The sequence below is a fragment of the Paenibacillus nicotianae genome, from assembly GCF_042681745.1.
In the GTDB taxonomy this organism is placed as follows: Bacteria; Bacillota; Bacilli; order Paenibacillales; family Paenibacillaceae; genus Saccharibacillus; species Saccharibacillus nicotianae.
Map to the genome: position 1 here is coordinate 779,589 of NZ_JBHUGF010000011.1, position 25,563 is coordinate 805,151.

Annotated in this window: 19 protein-coding genes; 18 read left to right on the forward strand and 1 reads right to left on the reverse strand. The window is 33.7% G+C overall.

Features of this window, described 5'->3' with window-relative positions; all coding sequences use genetic code 11:
* Positions 1-12: 12 nt before the first annotated feature.
* The 18 genes from ACFSGI_RS22175 (at position 13) to ligA (ending at position 23,340) form a co-directional block, all read left to right on the forward strand.
* Complete coding sequence (locus tag ACFSGI_RS22175) at positions 13-2,373, forward strand: glycosyltransferase (protein WP_204827221.1); 2,361 nt, start codon at positions 13-15, stop codon at positions 2,371-2,373.
* Between the two features lie 39 nt (positions 2,374-2,412).
* A complete protein-coding gene (locus ACFSGI_RS22180) occupies positions 2,413-4,428 on the forward strand; it encodes a glucosyltransferase domain-containing protein (RefSeq protein WP_204827222.1) in 2,016 nt (671 codons plus the stop codon).
* Positions 4,429-4,625: 197 nt separating this feature from the next.
* On the forward strand, positions 4,626-7,331 hold the full coding sequence (locus tag ACFSGI_RS22185; RefSeq protein ID WP_204827223.1) for a YfhO family protein: 2,706 nt from the start codon (positions 4,626-4,628) through the stop codon (positions 7,329-7,331).
* A gap of 182 nt (positions 7,332-7,513) precedes the next feature.
* Positions 7,514-7,936, forward strand: a complete 423-nt coding sequence (locus tag ACFSGI_RS22190; protein ID WP_204827224.1) for a sugar 3,4-ketoisomerase — start codon at positions 7,514-7,516, stop codon at positions 7,934-7,936.
* Positions 7,933-8,496 carry an acyltransferase gene (locus ACFSGI_RS22195; RefSeq protein ID WP_204827225.1) on the forward strand — a complete coding sequence of 188 codons (564 nt, stop codon included), beginning with the start codon at positions 7,933-7,935 and terminating at the stop codon, positions 8,494-8,496. Before ACFSGI_RS22190 ends, ACFSGI_RS22195 begins: the two co-directional genes overlap by 4 nt.
* Positions 8,497-8,513: 17 nt before the next feature.
* Positions 8,514-9,611, forward strand: coding sequence for a DegT/DnrJ/EryC1/StrS family aminotransferase (locus ACFSGI_RS22200; protein ID WP_204827226.1), 1,098 nt, complete (start codon positions 8,514-8,516; stop codon positions 9,609-9,611).
* Positions 9,592-10,539, forward strand: a complete 948-nt coding sequence (locus ACFSGI_RS22205) for a glycosyltransferase family 2 protein (RefSeq protein WP_204827227.1) — start codon at positions 9,592-9,594, stop codon at positions 10,537-10,539. The genes ACFSGI_RS22200 and ACFSGI_RS22205 overlap by 20 nt, the downstream gene beginning before the upstream one ends.
* Positions 10,511-10,882: a GtrA family protein gene (locus ACFSGI_RS22210; protein WP_204827242.1), complete on the forward strand. Its 372-nt coding sequence runs from the start codon at positions 10,511-10,513 to the stop codon at positions 10,880-10,882. Before ACFSGI_RS22205 ends, ACFSGI_RS22210 begins: the two co-directional genes overlap by 29 nt.
* Positions 10,883-10,895: 13 nt before the next feature.
* Entirely contained in the window at positions 10,896-11,639 is a 744-nt protein-coding gene (locus tag ACFSGI_RS22215; protein ID WP_204827228.1) for a sugar phosphate nucleotidyltransferase, read from the forward strand.
* A gap of 11 nt (positions 11,640-11,650) precedes the next feature.
* Complete coding sequence (gene rfbC, locus ACFSGI_RS22220; protein ID WP_204827229.1) at positions 11,651-12,196, forward strand: dTDP-4-dehydrorhamnose 3,5-epimerase; 546 nt, start codon at positions 11,651-11,653, stop codon at positions 12,194-12,196.
* A gap of 76 nt (positions 12,197-12,272) precedes the next feature.
* Positions 12,273-13,295, forward strand: coding sequence for a dTDP-glucose 4,6-dehydratase (gene rfbB / locus ACFSGI_RS22225; protein ID WP_204827230.1), 1,023 nt, complete (start codon positions 12,273-12,275; stop codon positions 13,293-13,295).
* Complete coding sequence (gene rfbD, locus ACFSGI_RS22230; protein WP_204827231.1) at positions 13,292-14,161, forward strand: dTDP-4-dehydrorhamnose reductase; 870 nt, start codon at positions 13,292-13,294, stop codon at positions 14,159-14,161. The genes rfbB and rfbD overlap by 4 nt, the downstream gene beginning before the upstream one ends.
* 218 nt (positions 14,162-14,379) lie before the next feature.
* Positions 14,380-15,387, forward strand: a complete 1,008-nt coding sequence (locus tag ACFSGI_RS22235; RefSeq protein ID WP_204827232.1) for a glycosyltransferase family 2 protein — start codon at positions 14,380-14,382, stop codon at positions 15,385-15,387.
* 91 nt (positions 15,388-15,478) lie between these two features.
* Positions 15,479-16,375, forward strand: a complete 897-nt coding sequence (locus tag ACFSGI_RS22240; protein ID WP_204827233.1) for a glycosyltransferase family 2 protein — start codon at positions 15,479-15,481, stop codon at positions 16,373-16,375.
* Entirely contained in the window at positions 16,372-17,793 is a 1,422-nt protein-coding gene (locus ACFSGI_RS22245) for an undecaprenyl-phosphate glucose phosphotransferase (RefSeq protein ID WP_204827234.1), read from the forward strand. Before ACFSGI_RS22240 ends, ACFSGI_RS22245 begins: the two co-directional genes overlap by 4 nt.
* A 208-nt stretch (positions 17,794-18,001) precedes the next feature.
* Positions 18,002-18,691 carry a heptaprenylglyceryl phosphate synthase gene (pcrB, locus tag ACFSGI_RS22250; protein WP_204827235.1) on the forward strand — a complete coding sequence of 230 codons (690 nt, stop codon included), beginning with the start codon at positions 18,002-18,004 and terminating at the stop codon, positions 18,689-18,691.
* 75 nt (positions 18,692-18,766) lie between these two features.
* The gene (pcrA, locus tag ACFSGI_RS22255; protein WP_204827236.1) at positions 18,767-21,103 is read left to right on the forward strand and encodes a DNA helicase PcrA; all 2,337 of its coding nucleotides are present in this window, start codon (positions 18,767-18,769) and stop codon (positions 21,101-21,103) included.
* Between the two features lie 218 nt (positions 21,104-21,321).
* Positions 21,322-23,340, forward strand: coding sequence for an NAD-dependent DNA ligase LigA (gene ligA / locus ACFSGI_RS22260; protein ID WP_204827237.1), 2,019 nt, complete (start codon positions 21,322-21,324; stop codon positions 23,338-23,340).
* A gap of 433 nt (positions 23,341-23,773) precedes the next feature.
* On the opposite strand, the gene ACFSGI_RS22265 is transcribed toward ligA, so the two are convergent.
* A complete protein-coding gene (locus tag ACFSGI_RS22265) occupies positions 23,774-25,054 on the reverse strand; it encodes a molybdopterin-dependent oxidoreductase (protein WP_204827238.1) in 1,281 nt (426 codons plus the stop codon).
* Positions 25,055-25,563: the final 509 nt, after the last annotated feature.

Consider the following 25,563-nt stretch of genomic DNA (forward strand, 5'->3'; position numbering starts at 1 on the left):
ATTAAATACCTAATGGTACAAGAAAAAATGTGCGATATAATTATTCCTGTATACAATGCACCAGATGAATTGCAAGACTGTGTTACTTCTTTACTGGAATATACCAATTTGGAAAAAAATAGAATAATCATTATTAATGATAAAAGTCCAGATCCTAAAATCAATGAGTATTTAAATACGATAAAAGACAATAATATAATCATCTTACAAAATCCTGAAAATCTTGGATTTGTAGGTACTGTTAATATTGGTATGAAGTATTCGGAAAATGATGTTGTACTTCTAAACAGTGATACAGTGGTTACTGAGAGATGGTTAGAAAAAATGATGGACGTAGCTTACTCTGATCAATCTATAGCTACAGTTACTCCGTTAACAAATAATGGGAGTATTTGTTCTGTACCTAACTTTTTAGAAGATAACTCCATTCCTGAGGGATACACAATAAATTCTTTTGCAAACTTTATAGAAAGAATATCTTTAAAACTGTATCCAGAGATTCCTACTGCGGTAGGATTTTGTATGTATATTAAAAATTTTGTTATAAAAGAAGTGGGTTTGTTTGATCAGGAGACTTTCGGAAAAGGATATGCAGAAGAAAATGATTTTTGTTGTAGAGTTGTAGAACATGGATATCGCAACGTACTTGATGACCATACTTTTATATACCATAAAGGGTCTATGTCTTTTCAAGGAAATAAATTAGCGCTTTTAAATAAAAACTTGAAAACATTAAATGAAAGATATCCTTATTATGATAAAACGATTCATGATTTTATTGTAGCAAACCCTTTGCAGCCAATACATGCTAATGTAAGATTGCGTATGCCTCATTACACTTACGACTACAAAACTAAAGGGAATATTTTGTATGTCTTGCATAATTTTTTTGATGAGAATTATAATCAGCCTATTGGTGGAACTGAATATCATGTTAAAGATATAATAACCGAATTAAAAGATTATTATGCATTTGTTCTTGTAACAAATGGTTATGAGATTGTTGTCAAACAGTATTTGGATGGAGAATTTATAGCTAAATATCATTTTCCATTCCGGGACCCGATTTCAATCCAACATTTCCACCACCAGGAATATAGCGAAATTGTCGAACAAATTATGAGTACATTTAATATTACATTAGTACACATCCATCATTTGATTAGACATTCTTTTGATATTCCTCATGTAGCAGCTAAAAATAATATTCCAGTTATATTTACTCTTCACGATTATTATTTATTTACACCTGGAATTAATCTGCTTGATGATAATAATGAATACTTGTATAAAAAAGGAAATACAGAAGAAGAGGCTAACGAAAAAATTAATGCTTCTTTAAGAAAAAAATATGGATTTCATACTTCTTTTATTGATAAATGGCATGAGAAAGTTAATGAATTAATAGAAAAGGTAGACTGTTTTGTTACACCTTGTCATTTTACAAAAGAATTGTTTGAATTGCATTATCCTTCATTACAAGGAAAAGTTCAGGCTATCCCACATGGAGTTACAATCAAAAAAAATAGCAGAGGCTCTGAAATTATTGATGTTAAGACTAAAACAAATGAAACTAAAAATTTAAACATCGGATTTTTAGGTGGATTAGCACCTAATAAAGGTAGCAATTTAATATATGAATTGATTACTAAGTACCCTAAAAGTAATATTAATTGGTACTTAATTGGAGGGCTTGGTGATCAAAATCTAAGTCTATTAAATAATAAAAATGTATTTAAACATGGCGAGTATAAAAGAGATGAACTAAGCGGTATATTAGAAAATGCGAACCTTGATTTAGTATGTTTATTGTCTCCTTGGCCAGAAACATTTTCTTATACACTTTCAGAAGCATGGTTACATGATATTCCTGTTTTAGTTACTCCTATGGGAGCATTGAAGGAAAGAGTATTAGAAGTTCAAGGAGGATGGATTGCTGATTCAGCTGAAATTCAAGATATCATTAGTAAATTGGATGAAGTTATAGATATGGATAAATCTAAAATACAAGAAGTTAAAAATAATATTAAAAATTATAAATTCCGTACTAAAAATGAAATGATTATTGATTATATAGAATTATATAGTAAATATGCATTGAACTTAAAGCTCACTGCTTATACTAAAAAATTAGAAGGTAAAGAAGTTTTAAAATCACTTAGTTATTATATGCCTATGGATACTTCAATTTCTTCGGAACAATATAATAATCAAATTTATACTTTGCAAGAAGAATTGCAAGCAATGCGTAATTCTGTAGGATGGAAAGTATTAGATCGAATGAGATTGCAAAATAGTTGGATTTTGAATATTGGTAAAAATACGATCTATATGCTACTGAAGTTAAAAAGAAAGTTTAGACCTCGTCATTAGTAAAAAAATCAAAATGGTCTTATAAGGAGAGAAGCGTAATTGAATTTTTTTAATGACATAAAAGTAGAAGCATCTAACTTTTTACAGTATTTAAAAGAATCTAAATTATTAATTTTAATACTTTCTTTGTTTATTTTTTTCGCATATGGATTTCCTCTTACTCAATTTACTTTATCAATAGATGAAGAAAATGCAATGTTTTCAGAAGATGACTATGCTATTAGTGTTTGGTCTGAGCAAGGAAGATATGGAATATCTTTAATCAAGTATATATTTAATACTATACATGGAAATTCATTAACTAATACATTTTTGGCTTTAGTTTTTCTTTTAGTGACTGCATTAATATGGGCATACAATTTTAATATTGTGCGAAATGTAAAGCAAAAGTGGGATACAGGAGCTTTAATTTTTACACTTGTTTTTTTAACTTTTCCTGCTTATGCTGAAAATATTGGATTCTCTATGATGAGCTTTGAGCTTGGATTCGGTTGGATAGCAATAGCTTTATCAGGCCTATTTTTAACAAGATGGGTACTTTTCCAAAAAAGCATTTATTATGCAGTTGGAGCAATAGTATTAAATATTTTCGCAATCTCTATATATCAATCTTTTATTGGTGTTCTTATAAGTTCTATAGTAATGGTGACTTTACTTCATGTAATTTCAAGAGACACCGAAGATGAACGTTTCTCATTATCTGAGTTGTTTAAAGTAATGGTGAAATATGCTGTTGTTTTTGCACTGAGCGTTATTGTTTACAAAATAATAGAATACATATTTCTATTATTTCTTCCTCCTTCTGCCTATATTACAAGTTTTTATCACTGGGGATATTATAGTCCAGCTATCATTATTAAAGATTTGCTAAATTATTTTGGAAGAGTATTATCTGGAAAAATGATATACGGAAGTTGGGTTATTATTCCAACAATGTTTGTTTTGTTAATTGCACTAATACTTAATATGTATAAAGCAATTAAACAAAAAAATAAAAAAAGACCGTTTTCCTCTATTGCAATATTAATTATATTGTTAGCTATTAGTCCTTTTGCAATGCCTATTCTGTTGGGCACACCTCTCTTAATAAGAGTAAATTTAGCAATATCTATATTTGTAGCCTGTACTTGGTTATACGTATATGAAATGTTAAAAAATAAAAAAACAGTTTATAGAGCAGGATTGGTTATTTTTATTCTGTATGTAGGATTTAGTCAATCTTGGGCTATATCTAGACTGTTTTATGGTGACTACAATAGATATCAGGAAGACGTAGCAATGGCACAACAAGTTAATTTTAGAATACAAGAGTTGAGAAAAGATGAAACTTCGCAAGAGCCTGTTGTATTCTTAGGTAATTATAAACAAGTCGATCGAGTCAATATTATTAAGCAAGAAGTGATCGGTTATTCATTTTTTGAATGGGATAATATAAATTATAATAGAATGATTAACTTTATGCATTCTTTGGGATATAAATACGTAATACCTACTCAACAACAAAGAGAACTAGCAATACGAAATTCTACTAACATGCCAGTTTGGCCGTTAAAAGGATCAGTTGCTTTAAAAGACGGATTAATTATGGTTAATCTTTCCGAAGATGCTCAAAAGTATAATGTAACTTTGCATAAAGAAAATGATCTTAAAAATAAGAAAAAGATTGTAGCATCAACAATTAAGTTGAAAGAAGGACAAGTTGATTATTCTTCAAGTATATATTTAAAAGAAAATGGTTCTTCACTTGTATTAAAATCTTCAGATGGAGATCCAGCGTTCTCATTTACTTTGAAAAAAGAGATTAAAAAAAGTGATTTTAATTATGTTTTATTCGAAATAACATCTGATGTTGAAGATGATATTCAAATCTTTTTCCCGGCAGATAACGGACAATACTCTGAGCAGATGAGTTCCTTTATTTCAGTCAAAAAAGGGAAAAATCAAATCTATGCTGAACTTCCTTTAGTGGATACAGTTCTTAAAGGGTTTAGAATAGATCCTCCTGCTAGTTCAAAAATCACTATAGAAAAAGTTGAGTTGATAAAGTCAGAATAAGTAGAGTTCTGCACTAAATAGAATTATCTTCTTGATGAATACTTGGAAAGTCTCATCTATTAATTTGATAGTAAACTCAAATAAGGCTCTGTGTTTTTTCTATACAGAGTCTGTTTTTACATTTGAGCTCTTAAAAGTAAAGGACTGAAAATAATAGATTCGTTAGGAATTTTAAAAATATAAGGGAGGATCACAACTTGAAAAAGTTAGGAACTACATTGTCTCGTTCTGAAACAACAAAAATCTTTGCTGTTTTAGGAGTTCTATGCCTATTTATGTACTGGAATTTTTTGAGTTTAAATAAACTTTATGTGTACGTTGATTCTGGAGCGGACACTATAAATAGTTATTGGCCAATGCTGAGTCATTTAATGTATACATTAAAATCAGGTGAACTTCCTTTTTGGTCTTTTAATATGGGAATGGGAATGGATATGTATACCTCTAATATATTTATTGGCGATGTTCTAAATTATTTACTTATATTTGTGCCTAATGAAGATATTGCTTATGCATTTGGATACATAGCAGTACTTAAAATAATGATTTCTTCGTTTATATTTTATAAATTAATTTTGAGATTTAATATCAGTTTTTTCTCTGTTTTGATAGGAACTATATTATTTGGTCTTAATGGATACATGGTCTTATGGGGCCAACATTATCAATTTGCAAATGTAATGATTTATTTTCCCTTGTTAATTCTCTCATTTGAGAGACTCATCATCAATAAACAGCAAAAACTATTTATATTTGCAGTGTTTTTAATAGCTATTTATTCATATTATTTTTTATTTATAATGACAATCTTTTTATTTATTTATGCAAGTTTAAGATATTTAACATTCGTGGATAGAAATTGGAAAGGTTATATATCGCTAGTTTTTAGAGCAGTTGGAAATTACATTATAGGAATTATGATTGCTGGCTTTATATTAATTCCTACAGTTGTTTACGTGTTGTCTAGTCCTAGAATTAATGGAAGTGTCTCGCCGACATTTTTTGATTCAATTAATTATTATGTAACTTCTTATTTTAGACTGTTTTCTAACAACACAGTAGGTATAGGAAGTGATTTTTTAGGTGTGATTTTTTATTATGATGCACCTATTTTCTATTCTAGTATTTTGTGTTTATTATTGATTCCTCAATTTTTTGTAACTTATTCTAAAAAATATACAATTCCAGTTATAATTTTATATGTGGTTCTTATTATTTTTGCGATTTTTCCTTTCTTTTCTATAATGTTAAATGCTTTTAGTAAGTTATATTATAGATGGACATTTGTAATCGTATTTTTCAATATTCTTTTTTCTGTTTTTGCCCTTGATCAAATAATAAAAAATAAAGTATTAAATCTGAAATTATTATTATTAACTAGTGGTACTTTTATCGTATTAGGCATTTTAGCATATAATTTATCAATACGAACATTGAATTGGTCGATGGAAGGTATACCTAATCATTTTATAGTATTAAGTTTAGTTTTTTTAATTATATATACTTTATTGCTTGGATTTATGACACGAATAGATAATTCATTTTATTTCAAGTCAGGAATCCTCATTGTGTTATGTTTTGAATTGTTTTTAAATAATTCGCCATCTATAAATGATAGACCTACTGTAGATGCTGATTATATACAAAATAAACAAGGTTATTTTGATGATACAACATCAGCAATAGAAAACATTAAAAAAAATGATTCTTCTTTTTACAGGATCAATAAAAATTATGACTCTGTTCACTTAAATGATGCACTTATACAAAAATATAATGGTTTTGATAGTTATAATTCTTTAAATTCACCTTCTTATATTACATTCTTAGAATATATGAATATTAGTATGGGAATGGGAAATTTATTGATAAGTGGATTAGATAATCGAATCTATTTAGAAACTTTGATGAGTCAAAAATATTTGCTTGCCAAAGATGATAAGTCTATTCCATATGGATATGTATTTAAAACTAATGTGAACAATATAAACGTTTACGAAAATAAATATTGGTTACCGTTAGGGATCACTTACGATAAATTTATACCAAAAGAGCAATTTCTTCAGTTTAATAATGAGCAAAAAGATGTGGCCATGTTACAAGGTGCTGTGATTGATGAATCAACAGAGAAAAATATAAAATTAGAACCAATGTCTTTAAATCAAATGAATGAAGAAAGCATAAGTGTAAAAGGAGGCTTGAAACAGAGTAGTAATCTAAGTGTGAGTGAGAATAAATTTCCTTCATTTTTGAAAATTACAGCGACAAATAGCGATCCCAATCTAGTTATAAAATTGGAAAAAAAATATTCGGGATTTTTCACACTACATTTTAAGGCTTCATCAAATGATAAATCGGAAGGACAAATATTTTGGAGTGGAGATAATTCTTTTAATGAAGCAGATTCTCAAAAAATAAGTATACAAGAAGGAACAAATGAATACGAAGTTAACTTAGGTTATATTTCAGATATATCTAGCCTTCGATTAGATATTGCTAATATTCCAGGAATATACACTGTACAAGACTTTAAACTGCAATACAAAACGATGGATTCTAAATATAGTAAATATATTAATGACCTCAAAAAAGAATCAATGACATTAGAAAAAGTATCTAATAATTACTTGAGTGGAAATATTATTGTAGATCACACTAAATTACTTTTTTTATCAATACCATATGATAAAGGATGGAAGATAAAAATAGACGGTAAAGAAGCTGAATTAATAAATGTGAATTTAGGATTTATGGGAGTTGAGTTGCAAGCAGGTAATCATGAAATAGAATTAAAATATACCCCTCCAGGCTTATGGCTAGGCTTAGCTATATCTTGTTTGGGATTGTTATTCTGTATAATTAAATTTGGATATAAGTTTTATAAAAGACGATACAACTCATAATTAAATTTCTCCTCTTGTAACAAATTCATGAATTGTTCAGACATTATTTGATATTATTGAATTTCATAAACACATTTATAGTTGTAGAGGGTATAATAAAATTTATTTGAAGAAATGTATAAACACTAAATTAATTTTAGAAAATCTACTTAGCGACTGCCAATAGTAGATTGGAGGAAATAATGGACAAAAATTTATTTTTGCAAAATGAAAGCTCAATATTTAATATAAAAGAACTGGGAGATGAGAGAGGCGCTTTAACAGTAATTGAGTCTATGAACAATATCCCATTTGATATTAAACGTGTATTTTACATCTATGGAACTGCTAGTGGTATACGTAGAGGTTTTCATGCGCATCATAAAACAAGACAAGTATTAATAAGCGTAGCTGGAAAGTGCAAAGTTCATTTAGATAATACTAAAAGAAAAAAAGAAGTAGAATTAGATTCTCCAACCAAAGCATTGATTCTTGAACCAAACGATTGGCACGAAATGTATGATTTTTCGCCAGATTGTGTATTACTAGTACTTGCATCAGAACTTTATCAAGCAGAAGATTATATTCGTAATTACGATAAATTTTTAGAGGTATATAGTGTATGAAAAACTACTTTGTTCATTCACATGCGATCGTAGATACTGATAATATTGGAGAAGATACAAGAATATGGGCTTTTACACACATTTTATCTGGTGCAGTGATAGGTAAAAATTGTAATATTAACGATCATACTTTTATCGAAAACGATGTTATTTTAGGCGATAATGTAACTGTTAAATCGGGTGTATATATTTGGGATGGTATTACGATTGCTGATAATGTTTTTTTAGGTCCTAATGTTACGTTCACTAATGATCTAAAGCCAAGATCAAAACAATATCCATCAGCTTTTCTCAAAACTAAAATTGAAGAATGGGCTTCTATAGGAGCTAATTCTACGATTATTGCAGGGCATACGATTGGCAAATATGCTATGATTGGTGCTGGATCAGTTGTAACTAAAGATATACCTAACAATACGCTATGGTTTGGAAATCCTGCACAATTTAAATCTTATATCTGTAATTGTGGTGAATCTCTTAATAAAGAATTAAATTGTACAAACTGTCACAAAAGTTATAATTTGGAAGATGGTACAATTGTAGAAAACAATATTTTATAAAAGAAACAGGTGTAAAGATGATTCCATTTTTGGATTTGAAAAAAATTAATATGCGCCATGAAAAGGCAATTCAAGAAGGCGTAAGTCAAGTATTACATTCTGGTTGGTATATACTTGGTGAACAGGTGAAATTGTTTGAAAAAGAATTTGCAACATATTGTGGTACTGATTATTGTCTTGGAGTAGCTAACGGGTTGGATGCATTAGAACTTATTATACGAGCATATGATATTGGCGCAGGAGATGAAGTTATTGTTCCCTCCAATACTTATATTGCTTCAATACTTGCTATTTCAGCTAATGGAGCTACACCTATATTGGTAGAACCGGAAAGAGCAACGTATAATATAGATCCTGCCAAAATAGAAGAAAAGATTACAGATAATACGAAGGCTATTATGGTTGTTCATTTATATGGACAAGCTTGTGATATGAATCCAATAAATGCACTTGCTAAAAAATACAATCTTAAAGTAATTGAAGATTGTGCTCAATCTCATGGAGCTATTTATGATGGGAAAAGAGCAGGTAATTTAGGTGATGCAGCTGCTTTTAGTTTTTATCCAGGTAAAAATTTAGGAGCGCTTGGTGATGCAGGTGCAATTACAACCAATGATGAAGAACTCTATAATAAGTTACATGCATTAAGAAATTATGGTTCTCACAAAAAATATCAAAATTTGTTTAAAGGCTATAATAGTCGTTTAGATGAATTGCAAGCTCCTATTTTAAAAGAAAAACTAAAATATCTAGATGAAGATAATAATTATCGGAGAAAAATTGCTGATTATTATTTGAATTCTATTGATAATCAACATATTATATTACCTTCTACTAAAGAAGAACCAGAATCTCATGTATGGCATGTTTTTGTTATTCAAGTGAATGATCGCGAACATTTTATGCAATATATGACAGATCATGAAATTCAGACAATTATTCATTATCCTATTCCTCCGCATAAGCAGGAAGCCTATATTGAATGGAAAGAACATAGTTATCCCATTTCTGAAGAAATTCATGAGCGCATTGTGAGTCTTCCTATTAGTCCAGTGATGCCTGAAGAACATGTGAAAAAAGTAGTGGAGGTCATTAATGGATATCAACCGCACTAAGTTTTCGATTGTGGTACCTATTTATTTTAATGAATTAAACATTCCACATACTGTGCCCAGACTACAAAATCTACAATCTGTTTTACCTGATTGTGATTTAGAATTTGTGTTTGTTGATGATGGTTCTCAAGATAGGTCTTTAGAGTTACTTGTAGAAGCGCAACAATTAGATTCACGTATTAAGGTTGTAAAATTAAGTCGTAATTTTGGTTCGATGTCAGCTATTCAAGCAGGACTTAGTTATGCTACCGGTGATTGTATTGGTATTATTGCTGCGGATCTTCAAGATCCACCAGAGTTATTTGAAGATATGATCGGTGCTTGGAGAACAGGGAAGAAGGTTATCATGGCTACTCGATCTGATCGAGAAGAATCTTTTTCTCAAAAGTTATTTTCAAATACGTATTACTATCTATTAGAGAAATTTGCGCTTAAAGATTATCCTAAAGGCGGATTTGATTTTCTTTTAATCGATAAACAAGTTGCTCAAGAAGTTATCCATATTGATGAGAAAAATACAAATGTAATGAGTCTTATTTACTGGTTAGGTCATGACCGTGAATCGTTTCCGTATGTCCGTCAAGAACGAAAATTAGGCAAATCACGTTGGACTTTATCTAAAAAAATAAAACTCTTTGTAGATTCATTTGTTGGCTTCTCCTATATTCCTATTCGATTTATGTCTACTATTGGAGTGCTGACAGCTTTACTAAGCTTTATATACGGAGTTATTGTTATATTTGGAGCCATATTCGGTAATATTGAACTTCGAGGCTGGACGACTATTGTGACGTTAATCACTTTTCTTTTAGGAATCATTATGGTGATGTTAGGAATTATTGGTGAGTACATTTGGAGGATTTTAGATGAAAGTAGAAACCGACCGTCCTACGTTGTGGATGAGGTTTACGAACAAAGAGTTTCTTAAGTATCTTTTTAGTGGTGGAATTAATACATTAGCCACATACGTGCTGTATTTGCTCTTGTTAAACATTTGGTCGTATAATTTAGCGTATTCTATTTCATATATTTCTGGAATATTTATTTCATACGCTTTGAATTCTTTATTTGTTTTTAAAGAGAAAATCTCTTTTCGTACATTTATTAAATATCCTATAGTATATGTAGTGCAATATTTAATTAGTCTCATATTGCTTAATGTTTTAATAGAATATATGGGCTTATCTAATAAAATTGTTCCAATCATCACTATAGTGATAACTATTCCAATAACCTTTTTATTAACTAAATTGATAATTAAAGGTAAATGAGCGGAGGCTAATTATGAAAGGTATTATTTTAGCAGGAGGTACTGGTTCACGCCTTTACCCGTTAACGAAAGTAACAAACAAACATCTTTTACCGGTTGGTAAATATCCAATGATTTTTCATTCCGTATACAAATTAAAACAAGCTGATATTACAGATATCTTAATCGTTACAGGTAAAGACCATATGGGCGATGTAGTTAACTTACTTGGTAGCGGTAGTGATATGGGTGTTACATTTACATACAAAGTGCAGGATGAAGCTGGCGGTATTGCACAAGCTCTAGATCTAGCAGAACACTTTGTAGCGGATGATCAAATGGTTGTTATTCTAGGCGATAATGTATTTGCTGATGATATTGCTCCATTTGTACAAAATTTCCGTGAGCAAAAACAAGGTGCTAAATTGCTACTTCAACAGGTACATGATCCACAGCGTTATGGTGTTGCTGAAATGGATGGCGAACGTATTATTTCGATTGAAGAAAAACCAAAAGCACCTAAAAGTGATTTTGCTGTAACAGGTATTTATATGTTCGATAACAATGTATTCGATATTGTTAAAACATTAAAACCATCTGATCGCGGTGAATTAGAAATTACAGATGTGAACAATGCGTATATTGAACGTGGTGAGCTAACCTTTGATATCCTTACAGGTTGGTGGACAGATGCCGGTACACACGCATCACTTGCAAAAGCAAATGAATTAGCACAAGAAATCGTATTTGGTGAAGAATTCGGTAAGCTCAAACTGTAAGGAGGATCATCATGAAAGTAACATCTTTAAAATTAGAAGGCGCTAAGCTTATTGAGCCTATCGTGCATGGTGATTATCGTGGATTTTTTATGGAGAGTTATAATGAAAAATTAATGCATGAAAATGGAATAAAACAAAACTTCATTCAAGATAATCATTCTCTTTCTATTGAACCTGATGTATTAAGAGGAATGCATTACCAATTGAATCCCAAAGCACAGACTAAATTGATTCGTGTCATCTCCGGTTCAATTTACGATGTCATTTTGGATATTCGTAAAGATTCACCGACATTCGGTCAATGGCAAGGATTTATTTTAAGCGATGCGAACAAACGCCAATTGTTAGTTCCGCAAGGGTTTGCACATGGATTCTGTACATTAGCGGCGAATACACAAGTTATCTACAAAGTAGATGAATATTATTCACCGGAGCATGACCGCGGTATTGCTTGGAATGATCCATCTCTAAATATCGATTGGCCTGTATCGAACCCAGTATTATCTGATAAAGATACACGCCATCCTTTATTAAAAGATGCAGAACTTAACTTTTAATACTTCACTGTGTATTAGGTGAGCACAATAAATAAAATAGGTAGAATCTAAATATGATTCTTACAGGAGGCAAATTATGAAATTGCTTGTTACTGGCGGAGCCGGTTTTATTGGCAGTAATTTTGTTCTATATATGTTACGTGAACATCCTGAATACCAGATTATCAATGTAGATGCTCTTACGTATGCAGGTAATCTAGAAAACTTAAAATCGATTGAAGGTAATCCAAACCATACATTTGTGAAAGCCGATATTGCAGATACAGCAACAATGGATCGCTTAGTTGCAGATGGCGTTGATGTAATTGTTAACTTTGCAGCAGAATCACATGTGGATCGCAGTATTTTGGAGCCTGAAATTTTTGTGAAAACAAATGTGGTTGGTACTCAAGTACTTTTGGATATTGCTAAAAAGTATAATATTACTAAATTCGTACAAGTATCTACTGACGAAGTATATGGTTCTTTAGGTGAAACAGGGCTCTTTACGGAAGAGACCCCAATCACACCAAACAGTCCTTATTCTGCAAGTAAAGCAGGCGGAGATTTATTAGTACGTGCTTACCACGAGACATTTGGTTTGCCTGTTAATATTACGCGTTGTTCTAACAATTATGGTCCATTCCAATTTCCAGAGAAATTGATTCCGTTAATTATCTCTCGTTCTTTGGCAGATGAAGCTTTACCTGTATACGGTGATGGACTCAATATCCGTGATTGGTTGTATGTAGAAGACCATTGCAGCGCAATCGACCTTGTTATTCATGAAGGTAAAAACGGAGAAGTTTATAATATTGGTGGTAACAATGAACGTACCAATATCCATATCGTCAAAACGATTTTGGAACAACTGGGTAAACCAGAATCTTTGATCAAATATGTTGAAGATCGCTTAGGGCATGATCGTCGTTATGGTATTGACCCTACGAAAATTATGAATGAACTTGGATGGAAGCCTAAGCATAATTTTGAAACAGGCATCAAAGAAACGATTCAGTGGTATTTGGATAATAAAGATTGGTGGACTCGCATTGCGTCTGGTGCATATCAAGAATATTACCAAAAGCAATACGGTGATCGTCTAGGAGCTAATCAATGAAAGTGTTAGTAACAGGTGCTTCTGGTCAGCTTGGAGTGGATACTGTAAAAGTCATCCAAGCGAAAGGACACGAAGTATTAGGTTGTGATCGCCAGACATTAGATATTACAAATCTAGAACAGTGTCAGCAAGTTATCGCTTCTTTTCATCCTGAAGTGATTATTCATTGTGCAGCTTATACAGCGGTTGATGCGGCTGAAACAGATATTGATGGTGCTTATCTGGTGAATGCTGTAGGAACACGTAATATTGCTGTAGCGGCAGAATCTGTACAAGCGAAAGTGATTTATATTAGCACAGATTATGTATTTGATGGACAAGGTGTACAACCTTACCACGAGTATGATAATACAGATCCTCAAAGTATCTATGGCAAATCCAAACGTGCTGGTGAAGTATTGATCCAATCTTTATCTTCCCGATATTTTATTGTGCGTACCTCTTGGGTATATGGACTTCATGGTAACAACTTTGTGAAAACGATGCTGAAGTTAGGTCAAGAAAAGCCACAACTTAAAGTGGTACATGATCAAAAAGGTTCGCCAACTTATACAGTGGACTTAGCAGCGTTTTTGACAGAATTAATGGTAACCGAGAAATATGGTATTTATCATGCTTCTAATAGTGAATCATGCACATGGTATGAATTTACACAAGAAATATTCAGACAGGCTGTAGATATTTTAGGTGTAGATATACAAGCTGTATTGGAACCATGTGTAACCAGTGAGTTTCCAAGACCTGCTCCAAGACCTGCTAATTCTGTGATGGAGCATTTGTCTATACGAACTAATGGATTTACAGATATACGTTCTTGGCAAGAAGGATTAACTGATTTTTTACAAGAATTTAAAAATGATAAGTAACTCAAACTAAATTAAGTATGTAAAAAGCTGAATTTGATCTTTTATAGGATCAGTATTCAGCTTTTTATATACTGTTTAATAGACGTAAAGCGATATGTATTTTAAAGAGCTTAGCATCTAAATTTGTGATGTGTTGTAGAATAGATTATTATCATTCAGTGAAATTTGCTATATTGGAAATAAGATTAATTATATTTATAAATAAATGAGGTAAAATAATGAGTAAACAAGGTTTATTGCAAGTATTAATGTCTACATACAATGGAGAGAAGTATATTTCAGAACAATTGAATAGTATACTATCTCAACCCTATCAATCCATTAAAATTTTAATTCGCGATGATGGCTCTCATGATGGAACTATTGAAATTATAAATCAATATCAACAAGATTATCCTGAACGTATTGTTCTGATAAAAGGAGAAAATATAGGTGTGGTTCCTAGCTTTTGGAATCTTATGGAACATGCAGACTTAACAGCTGATTATTTTAGCTTTTGTGATCAAGATGATGTATGGATGCCTCACAAAGCTCAACGTGCAGTGCAATTATTATCTGAAATGGAAAAAGAGGATCACTTATCATCTAACTTTGAAATTAACTTCAAAAATCAGGCTAAAAATGTAAAAAGGACTATTCCATCTATGATCTGTACAGATACTCAGCTCACAGATGGTGATTTAAATCCAACAGCAATATGGCCAGGAATGCCACATTTAAAACCTTCTTTTTACAATGCTCTAATTCAAAATATTGCTGTTGGAGCAACTGTAACTTTTAATCGTGCTACTTTACAATTACTAATAGACAAGAAAAGAGATATAAATACAGACGATATTCAAATGCATGATTGGTGGGCATATCTAGTTGTATCTTGCTTCGGTAAATTTCATTTTGAACATACGCCCTCTATTTATTATCGACAGCATGGAGGTAATGCTGTTGGCGGTGAATGGACTATTTTGCAAAAGTTGAAAAAGAAATGGAATAGCTTTTTAAAACATAAAGGAAATAAAAATCTATTAGTGCAACAAGCTAAGGAATTCAAACGTCTTTATAGTAGTGAAATTGCTGATCCAGAAATGCGTATTCAATTAGATTTATTTATCGAACCTCGAAAAAATATAATCAGTAGAATAGAATATTTGAAAAAATCTAAATTATATAGACAATCATTAATGGAACAATTATTATTTCGCTTTTTAATTATAATTGGCTATATTTAAGACGAGTAATAGAATCAGCGTAGATTTATCTTTTTGATATATAGATATGCTATAATGCCAGTAGATTTATAATTTAGTCAGGAGCGTTACCATGGACGTTAGCATTTTAATTTTAAATTATAATACTTGCCAGCTTACACTTGATTGTATTAAGTCTGTGTATCAATCACGCACTCAATATACTTACGAGATTATTGCAGTGGACAATGCTTCTAGTGACGGTTCAGATACAGTGATTCCATCGACTTATCCAGACATTACTTTTATTGCGAATAAAGATAATGTAGGATTTGCCAAAGGCAACAATCAGGGAATGAAGATTGCGCAAGGACGATATATACTACTTCTTAATTCCGACACCATCGTTCAGTCAGATACTTTAGAAACGATGGTGTCTTTTATGGATGCTCACCCTCAAGCAGGAGCTTCTGGTTGTAAAATTGTTCTACCGGATGGATCACTTGATAAAGCATGCAAGCGTGGATTCCCTACACCATCTGCATCGTTTTATTATGCTTTTGGGTTTTCCAAATGGTTTCCAGACAATCCGCGCTTTAACGGTTACCAGTTAGGTTATTTGAATCCAAATGAGTCTTATCCGATTGATTCATTAGTAGGTGCTTTTATGTTAGTTCGGCGTGAAGTTATTGAGCAGATTGGCGGACTGGATGAAGAGTTCTTTATGTACGGAGAAGATATTGACTGGTGCTACCGGATCAAAGAGGCAGGTTGGGAAATCCATTATCGTGGAAATACACAAATTGTTCATTACAAAGGTGCTAGTAGTCGGCGTAAACCATTCAAAATCGTTTATGAGTTTCATCGAGCGATGTGGTTATTTCATCGCAAGCATTATCGGCAAAAGTATTCATTTGTTACAAATAGTATTGTATTTACCGGAATTGGAGTCAAATTAATGTTATCTCTTATTAAAAATAAATTATTACCTGCCAAATCTGTTACAGCAGAAAGGAGAGCCCAAACATGATTCGTAAAAATCAACGCTTTTTAACACGTCTTTATATTTTAGCTGATTTTATGATCATTCAACTCTCTTTTTTACTTGCCTGGTTTGTGAAATTTGAAAGTGGCTGGTTTGCTTACGATACACCGATCGAATTTGGAGCACTACCGATTGAGACCTATGGGCTATGGAGTTTAGTATACGGTGGTATAGCGATTTTAATCGGCGGTATGAGCACACTGTATTCACCAAAGCGCAAAAAACGGTTTGCAGATGAATTGCTGAAAATTTTCCAAACGCATCTTGTTAGTATTTTTGTTCTGTTAGGTGCTTTATTTTTTGTGAAAGAAGTAAATATCTCTCGTTCGTATTTGTTTATTTATGTGGTTCTTACATTGATGCTGATTATGGCTTATCGGTATGTAATCAAAAAAGGCTTGAAACGTGCCAGACAACGTGGATTTAACAAACAATTTGTTTTGATTTTAGGTGCAGGTTCACTTGGCAAACGTTTTTGCAATAATTTAGACCAGTATCCTGAGATGGGTTATGAAATAGTTGGCTTTCTAGATGACTATTTAGAAGACAATGAAGAAGAGCCTAATAAATACAAACCTATTTTAGGAAAAATTGATAAGCTTGGCGATATTCTGCATACGATGATGATTGATGAAGTCATTTTGGCATTACCGCTAGATGCACATCATAAATACCCAAGTATTATTGCAGAATGTGAAAAAGCCGGTGTACGGACTTTAATCATTCCAGATTTCTTTGATTATTTACCTGCCCGTCCGTATTTTGATAACTTTGCGGGTATGCCGATGATTAATGTACGCGATATTCCACTCGATATTGCAGCGAATCGTATGTTCAAACGCTTATTTGATATTGTATTTGCACTGATAGCGATTGTGATTACATCTCCTATTATGATTATTGTAGCGATTGGCGTACGAATGACATCTCCAGGGTCTGTGATCTTTAAGCAGGAGCGTGTAGGACTGAATCGTCGTAACTTTACGATGTACAAATTCCGTTCGATGCGAATTATCCCTGAAGGGCAGATCGATACAGGTTGGACGACAGCAGATGATCCACGTAAAACCAAGTTTGGAGCTTTTATACGTAAGACCAGTTTAGATGAGCTACCTCAATTTTTTAATGTGTTATTTGGAGATATGAGTGTAGTCGGACCCCGTCCAGAACGTCCTTATTTTGTAGAACAATTTCGTGATGAAATTCCGAAGTATATGATTAAGCATCATGTACGTCCTGGAATTACAGGTTGGGCACAAAGCAACGGTTTGCGTGGAGACACTTCTATCGAAGACCGTATCAATCACGATATTTTTTATATCGAAAATTGGTCGCTATTGTTCGATATCAAAATTATTTTCAAAACGATCCATAATGGATTTGTAAATAAAAATGCTTATTAAAAGTTAGGCAAATTTAAATGATTCGCCATTAGAGATCATTAAAAAGTATTCTATTCCTAAATTATAGGAGCAGAATACTTTTTTTATTTTTGATCATTATCAATGGTAAAATAAATTTGTTCCCCTAAAATACGAACAAAAAATTGACACTGTGCATCCCCTATCATAGACTTAATTTGAAGGTTGTCCGAAGACGGAGGAATGAAGGTTGAGAGAACAAATCAAAACATGGCAACATGTATTTAAACTGGACCCGGATCGAACGATTTCGGACGATGTATTGGCAAAAGTATGTAAGTCTGGGACAGATGCGATTATGGTAGGTGGATCATCAGGAGTAACTTACAACAACACAGTTGATCTGATCAAACGTATTAGTCTACATGATATTCCTTGTGTACTTGAAGTATCCGATCTAGAAATGGTTGTCCCTGGATTCGATCTGTATATGATCCCTTTGGTATTGAATACAAATGATAGCCAGTGGATGATTGGACAGCATGTGTCTGCTATTGAACAATACAGTCATTTCATACCCTGGGATAAACTTGTACCTGAAGGTTACATTGTATTAAACGCTGATTCTACAGTTGCTCGGCGTACTGAAGCATTAACAGAAATCGATCTGGATCGGGCAGTGGCTTATGCTCAAGCAGGTGACCGTTTGTTTCACCTCCCTATTATTTATATAGAATATAGTGGACGTTTTGGAGATATGGAACTAACAGGTGAGATTCGCCGATCAACTCATCAAGCTCAATTATTTTATGGCGGTGGAATTAGAGATGTTCATTCTGCTCGTCAAGCCAAGCAAGTATGTGATACCATTGTCGTCGGCAATATAATTTATGAAAATCTGCAAGCCGCATTAGATACTGTACAAGTTATCTCCAGATAACGAGAAGTATCCTAACTTGATCATAGATGATTTTCAACTATCATTTTTCTATTAAGAAAGGAGCATGACTTCCCTATGAATACTGTAAATATACAGGAAGCAATCAATCGATTGAATCCTCGACAAAAAGAAGCCGCGCTCGCAACAGATGGACCGCTATTGATTATGGCAGGAGCAGGCAGTGGTAAAACGCGCGTACTGACACATCGTATCGCGCATATTATTGATGCACGCAAATCCGCACCGTGGGGTATTCTGGCGATTACATTTACCAATAAAGCTGCACGTGAAATGCAAGAACGTGTTTCTCGTCTGGTTGGTCCAGCAGGTCGTGAGATTTGGGTATCGACCTTTCACTCGATGTGTGTACGTATACTGCGCAAAGATATCGAACGTATTGGTTTTACGTCTAACTTCTCTATCTTAGATTCATCTGACCAACTTTCTGTCATTCGTTCTTGTATGAAAGACCTAAATATTGATACCAAAAAGTTCGAACCCAAAGCGGTGCAAGGAATGATGGGTACTGCTAAAAATGAATTGGTTTCCCCGGCTCAATACGAGCAAAAGATCGGTGATTATTTCGAAGGTATTGTAGCCAAAGTCTATACCAAATACCAACAACGTTTACGTGCGAATAACTCATTAGACTTTGATGATCTGATTATGAAGACGATTCAATTGTTTAATGAAGTTCCTGAAGTTTTAGAATTTTATCAAAAGAAATTCCGCTATATTCATGTCGATGAGTATCAAGATACCAATAAAGCCCAATATATGCTTTGCAAAATGTTAGCAGAAGCTCATCATAATATCTGTGTTGTTGGAGATAGCGATCAATCGATCTATCGCTGGCGTGGAGCAGATATCAGCAACATTTTGAATTTTGAAGAAGATTATCCAGAAGCCAAAACGATATTGCTAGAACAAAATTATCGTTCGACTTCAAATATACTGAGTGCAGCGAATGAAGTAATTGGCAACAATACAGGCCGCAAACCGAAAAAGCTATGGACAGACAAAGAAGGCGGAGCCAAAATCAAAGTGTATCGTGCTGATTCAGAGCATGATGAAGGATACTTTGTTACTTCTGAGATTCATAAAAGTGTAAAAACAGGGCAGCCTTATCGCAATCATGCGATATTGTATCGTACTAATGCTCAGTCCCGGGTAATAGAGGAAATTTTGATCAAATCAGATATTCCTTATCAAATCGTCGGCGGTATCAAGTTCTATGATCGTAAAGAGATTAAAGACTTGCTCGGGTATTTACGTTTGCTTTCGAATCCAGATGATGATATTAGTCTGACTCGAATTATCAATGTGCCTAAGCGTGGTATTGGTGATACAACGGTAGCCAAACTAGCAGTAGCAGCGGCAGAAAAAGGCGTTTCTATTTTCAAAGTATTAGAAATAGTAGACGATCTAGGCTTTGCTGGTCGTACTCGTAATATGTTGGTTGAATTTTACGATATGATCGCTTCACTTCATCAAATGGTCGAGTATTTATCGGTCACCGAATTAACAGAGAAAATTTTGGAACTATCTGAATATCGCGTCGAATTACAACGTGAGAATACACTTGAATCCAAAGCGCGTTTAGAAAATATAGAAGAGTTTTTATCTGTAACGATGGAATTTGAGAAAAATAATGAAGATCGCTCATTGATTTCATTTTTGACCGATCTAGCATTAATCGCAGATATAGATACAGTCGGCGATGAGCCAGAAGAGGATGACGATGCTGTCGTATTGATGACCATGCATAGTGCCAAAGGGTTGGAATTCCCAACCGTATTTATTATCGGTATGGAAGAAGGGGTATTCCCACATAGTCGAGCTTTTCAAGACAATGAAGAATTGGAAGAAGAGCGTCGCCTAGCCTATGTAGGAATTACGCGTGCAGAGAAAAATCTATTTTTATCTTGCGCACAGATGCGTACTTTATTTGGACGAACAACAGCCAATCCACCTTCACGCTTTTTAGAAGAAATTCCAGAAGAGTTCAAAGAAGACACAGCAGTAGCTCCTAACTATCGTCGTGGTGGAGCAAGTCGCGGTACTAGCAGTTATGGATCAGGTAATCGTAGCTTTGGAGGAAGTACAAGTAGCTTTGGTGGTAAACGTGAAAATACGGCTGCTTTTGGTAGTGGATCTTCTGCGCGTGCAGTACCAGGTGCTACCAATGCAAGAGTAACAGTAACAACAGGAGCCACGCCTAAGCCTGTAGCTTCTGGCGGAGGATCAGGGTTCCAAGCAGGAGATAAAGTTTCTCATGGCAAATGGGGTATTGGAACAATTGTAGCAGTGAAAGGTACAGGCAATGATATGGAGCTACAAATTGCTTTTCCTGCACCTACAGGACTCAAGCGCTTGTTAGCAGGATTTGCTCCTATTACTAAAGTAGAATAAACAAGCTGAGCGTGTAAACAAGTGATTTCTTATGATCACTGGATCAGTAAAAGTTGTATTTTCAAAACAGAACCGAATTACTTACTGTTCGGTTCTGTTTTTTAATTTAAAATTATGATCAAATGCGATAACACAACAAGGATAAGTAGCTTTACATTGTCTATCAAAGCATCAAAGCAATATTTTATCTTAATTGAATCCGGGAGGGTATACTACACATGGATCCGATGCATGAAATGGAACAATTAATTACAGAGCTTAATAAGTACAGCTACCATTACTATACGTTAGATGAACCGTTAGTCGATGATAAAGAATATGATGTTCTGTATGATCGATTAATCCAATTGGAAGAAGTCAGTGGAATCGTACTGCCTGATTCTCCTACTCAGCGTGTAGGTGGAGAATTGTTGAAAGGATTTTTACCACATCGCCATCTTTCTCCATTATGGAGTCTAGACAAAGCTCAAAATTTAGAAAAGCTAGCAAGCTGGCATACACGCGCCCGCAAATTAATTGCAGATTATAATACTAAAAATCCAGAAACACCTTTGCCTGAACCCTCTTATGCTATTGAACTCAAATTTGATGGATTAACACTTAATCTAACCTACGAAAATGGCAAATTAATTCAAGCTGCGACCCGAGGTAATGGAGTCACCGGAGAAGGTATTTTAGAACAGGTCAAAACCATTCGCTCGATTCCTTTATCGATTCCTTTCAAAGACGGCAAAATTGAAGTACAAGGCGAAGGCATTATGAACCTATCTGTACTAGCAGCTTATAACGAAAATGCTACAGATAAAGACAAATTAAAAAATGCACGTAACGCTGCTGCAGGAGCACTTCGTAATTTAAATCCTAAAGTAACAGCTACTCGCCGTTTAAGTGCTTTTTTCTATAACATAGGGTATATGGACGGTATTACATTTGAAAGCCATCAAGAAATGATGCAATTTCTCAAAGATAATCATTTCAAAGTCAATCCGTATATTTTTTACTTTGAAAATTTTGATGATGTGATTGCTCAACTGGAAGATATTCAAGCACAACGTAACGGATTAGATTACTTAATCGATGGTGCTGTAGTCAAAATTACCGATATGCGCACTCGCGAGGTACTGGGGTATACCGATAAATTTCCACGCTGGGCAATTGCGTACAAATTTGAAGCAGAAGAAACCAGTACAATTCTAGAATCAGTCTCCTGGAATGTAGGTCGTACAGGTAAAATCACACCACTAGCACGCGTAGAAGCTGTTGAACTTGCAGGTGTAACCGTACAGAATTGCACGCTGAACAATATCGGAGACATCGAACGCAAAAATTTAAAATATGCAATCGGAACACGTGTCTTTATTCGTCGTTCGAATGAAGTTATACCGGAGATTCTTGGTAAAGTCACCGAAGAAAGCGATGGAGAAGAAATCATTTTTCCAGAAAAATGTCCTGCGTGTGGATTTCCATTAGAACAACGCGGAGCTCATCTATTCTGTAACAATACATTAGAATGTACACCACAGATTATCGCTAAGATTACCCATTTTGCTTCCAGAGATGCTATGGATATTGAGACATTTAGTATCATGACTGCTCAACAATTGCATAGTGAGCTAGAAGTCAAAGAACCAGCAGACCTGTATGCTTTAGAATTTGAAAAATTAGTAGAGTTAGAACGTTTTGGAGAGCGCAAAGCGAACAATCTATTGCAGGCTATCGAAGAAAGTAAAACAAGAGATTTAGCATCATTCCTATATGCTTTAGGTATTCCGAATACAGGTAAATCGACTACTCGTATGTTGGCAGAACATTATCGTGATTTGAACAAAGTAATGAATGCAACCGTAGAAGAGTTAGTAGAATTACCGGACATCGGAAATATTGTAGCTGAAAGTATTGTTGCTTTTTTTGCAGATCCTTTTATGCAGGCTAGTATTCAGAAAATGTTAGATCGAGGAGTACAACCGCAATCTCCTGCTGAACCTGTGGTGATCAATACAGATTCTTATTTTGCAGGTAAAACAGTTGTACTTACAGGGACATTACAGACAATGACTCGTGATGATGCCGCAGCTCGCTTAGAATCGTTAGGAGCCAAAGTCACAGGTAGTGTATCTAAAAAGACAGATATCGTTATCGCCGGTGAAAAAGCAGGTAGCAAACTCACCAAAGCTCAAGAACTTGGTATCGAGGTTATTGAAGACGAAGAACAGTTAAAACGATTATTGGAACTATAAAAGAAGTTAGCGTTACTTGCAGTACTATTATTGGCGGTAAACTGTCTATAACCAACATTACTGAATGGATCGTTGATTATACAAAGTTCTAATATGTATCTTGAATATGTACATGAATTAGAATAGATATCTTATATATGAGAACCAAAGAAAAACATTAGATTTTGTTCAGTTTTCTGTTGTTCTTGAGTGTATCTTTGACGCAATAAGACTTTGATATTCACTTTTCTTATGAGTATCTATGCTATTGTTGGACTTGAAGTATTGTTTTCAAATCTTTGTATTAAACATGATTGTAAGCATATGCAAAACAGACCCTTTATAAGATTAATTTCTATCAAATGTTCCGCACAAAGTAAAAAAGCAGTGTTTTGCTCTTCAGATAAGAGTAAACACACTGCTTTTTTATTTAGAATAACAATACACCAGCAATTTAAGCTTTAGGCAACCAAGCATCTTTATCATAACCACGCTGTTCCCAATAACCCACATGATCTTCAGCAATCAATTCTATCCGGTTCAGCCATTTCACAGACTTATAAGCATACATTTGTGGAATAACCAATCGTACTGGCCCACCTAGATCAGCAGGGATAATATTGCCATCATGCAGTACTGCTACAATAATATCTTTCATTTGCGCTTGATCCAGTGTAAGGGAGTCAGTATATACATTATCACCGGAATAAAATTTAACCGTCGTTGCAGAAGATTGGACACCTGCCACTTTTAAAAAGTCACTTAAAGGAATACCTTCCCATGTATTCTTATATACAGACCATCCAGTAACACAATGAAAATCACTAACCTGCACATCTCGTTTCAGCTTTAAAAATTGTTCCCAGTTCCAAGTTTGAGGTTTATCTACCAACCCATCTATTTTAAAATCCCAGTTACTGTTATCAAAAGTAGGAATAGGCGTTACCGTATATACTCGAAATTCACCTTGTGCTCCACCACCGATAGGTGGGGAAGACGATTTTAGTGGAGTAGGATTAGGCACCATCTTATTTCCATTGCTAGCAGCAACTTCTTCCCATGTACCACCACCGCCACTCGTTAACGAACTACCAAGCCATTTGAGAAAAGTAGGCCCGATCGATACAGCCAGTCCAACACCGATCGCCGAGCGTAAAAAATTACGTCTAGTATAGAATGGAGAAGGAGTAGTTGGCGAAGAAGATGTTGCTACAACAGTACCGCTTTTATCCGTAATCGTTTTGTCTAAAGTCACAGGTTGCTTGATTGTGCGTTTTTTGGGATCTTTCAACCATGCTGTACGTGTTAAAGAATGATAAATAATATATGGAAGTCCAACCCACGTCAGTAGATCATGTACAAATAAGGCGGAGTTAGCTACAGCCGGTCCTACTTGTCGAAGTAACCATAATAAAATACCGGATATGATCCATCCTACCAATAACACCATCACTATAATTACATTCAACTTTTGCCCGGGTTTATCAGAGAGTCGTTTCCAGTGTTTAGCAGCAAGAAATAAGTAATAAACAACCGGCACCAATAACGCCAGTCCACCAATAATATGAAGCCATCGTACCCATACTCTAACCTCACCTAATATTTCTCGCCAAAATCCACCTACAAGTACTAACCCGGTAACAGCTAAAAGAGCAACTAACCAGGCATTCCAAGCATGTAACCGAATAAGCTTTTTACCAAAACCTTTTTGAATAGAAGCAATCCAGCGATTCATCCGTACACCCCTTTATTCATAGTTGTAGTCAACGCACGATCAGTCTATAAAATATACGGTAAAAAAGTGACGATGGATTTCAAATCAAACGAATATTCAAACAGAGGATAATACCAAAAGTTTAAATACACTATATAAAAGCAATTATAATAGAATAAAGGAGCAATAATCTATTTTGTTAAAAATAAATTCCATCTAAAGATCAAATAAAATATATCTTAAATAATGCTTGCCAACTAATTAATTATGTGTTAAATTATTAAAGTCGTCTTAAAGCAATCCAACATAATTTGAAAAAATGATGTTGAAAAAAAGAGTTGACAAACAAACTTAGAAAATGATATGATCTAAGAGTTCTAAAAAACACAAACGCAGCGAAACATCATACTGCAAGTTCTTTGAAAACTGAACAACGAGTGAGTAAATGAAGGTCTTAGCCGACCTTTACAAATAGAGAACTTCGGTTCTCGCCAGTTTCAATTGAGCAAGTCAAACACTTTATGGAGAGT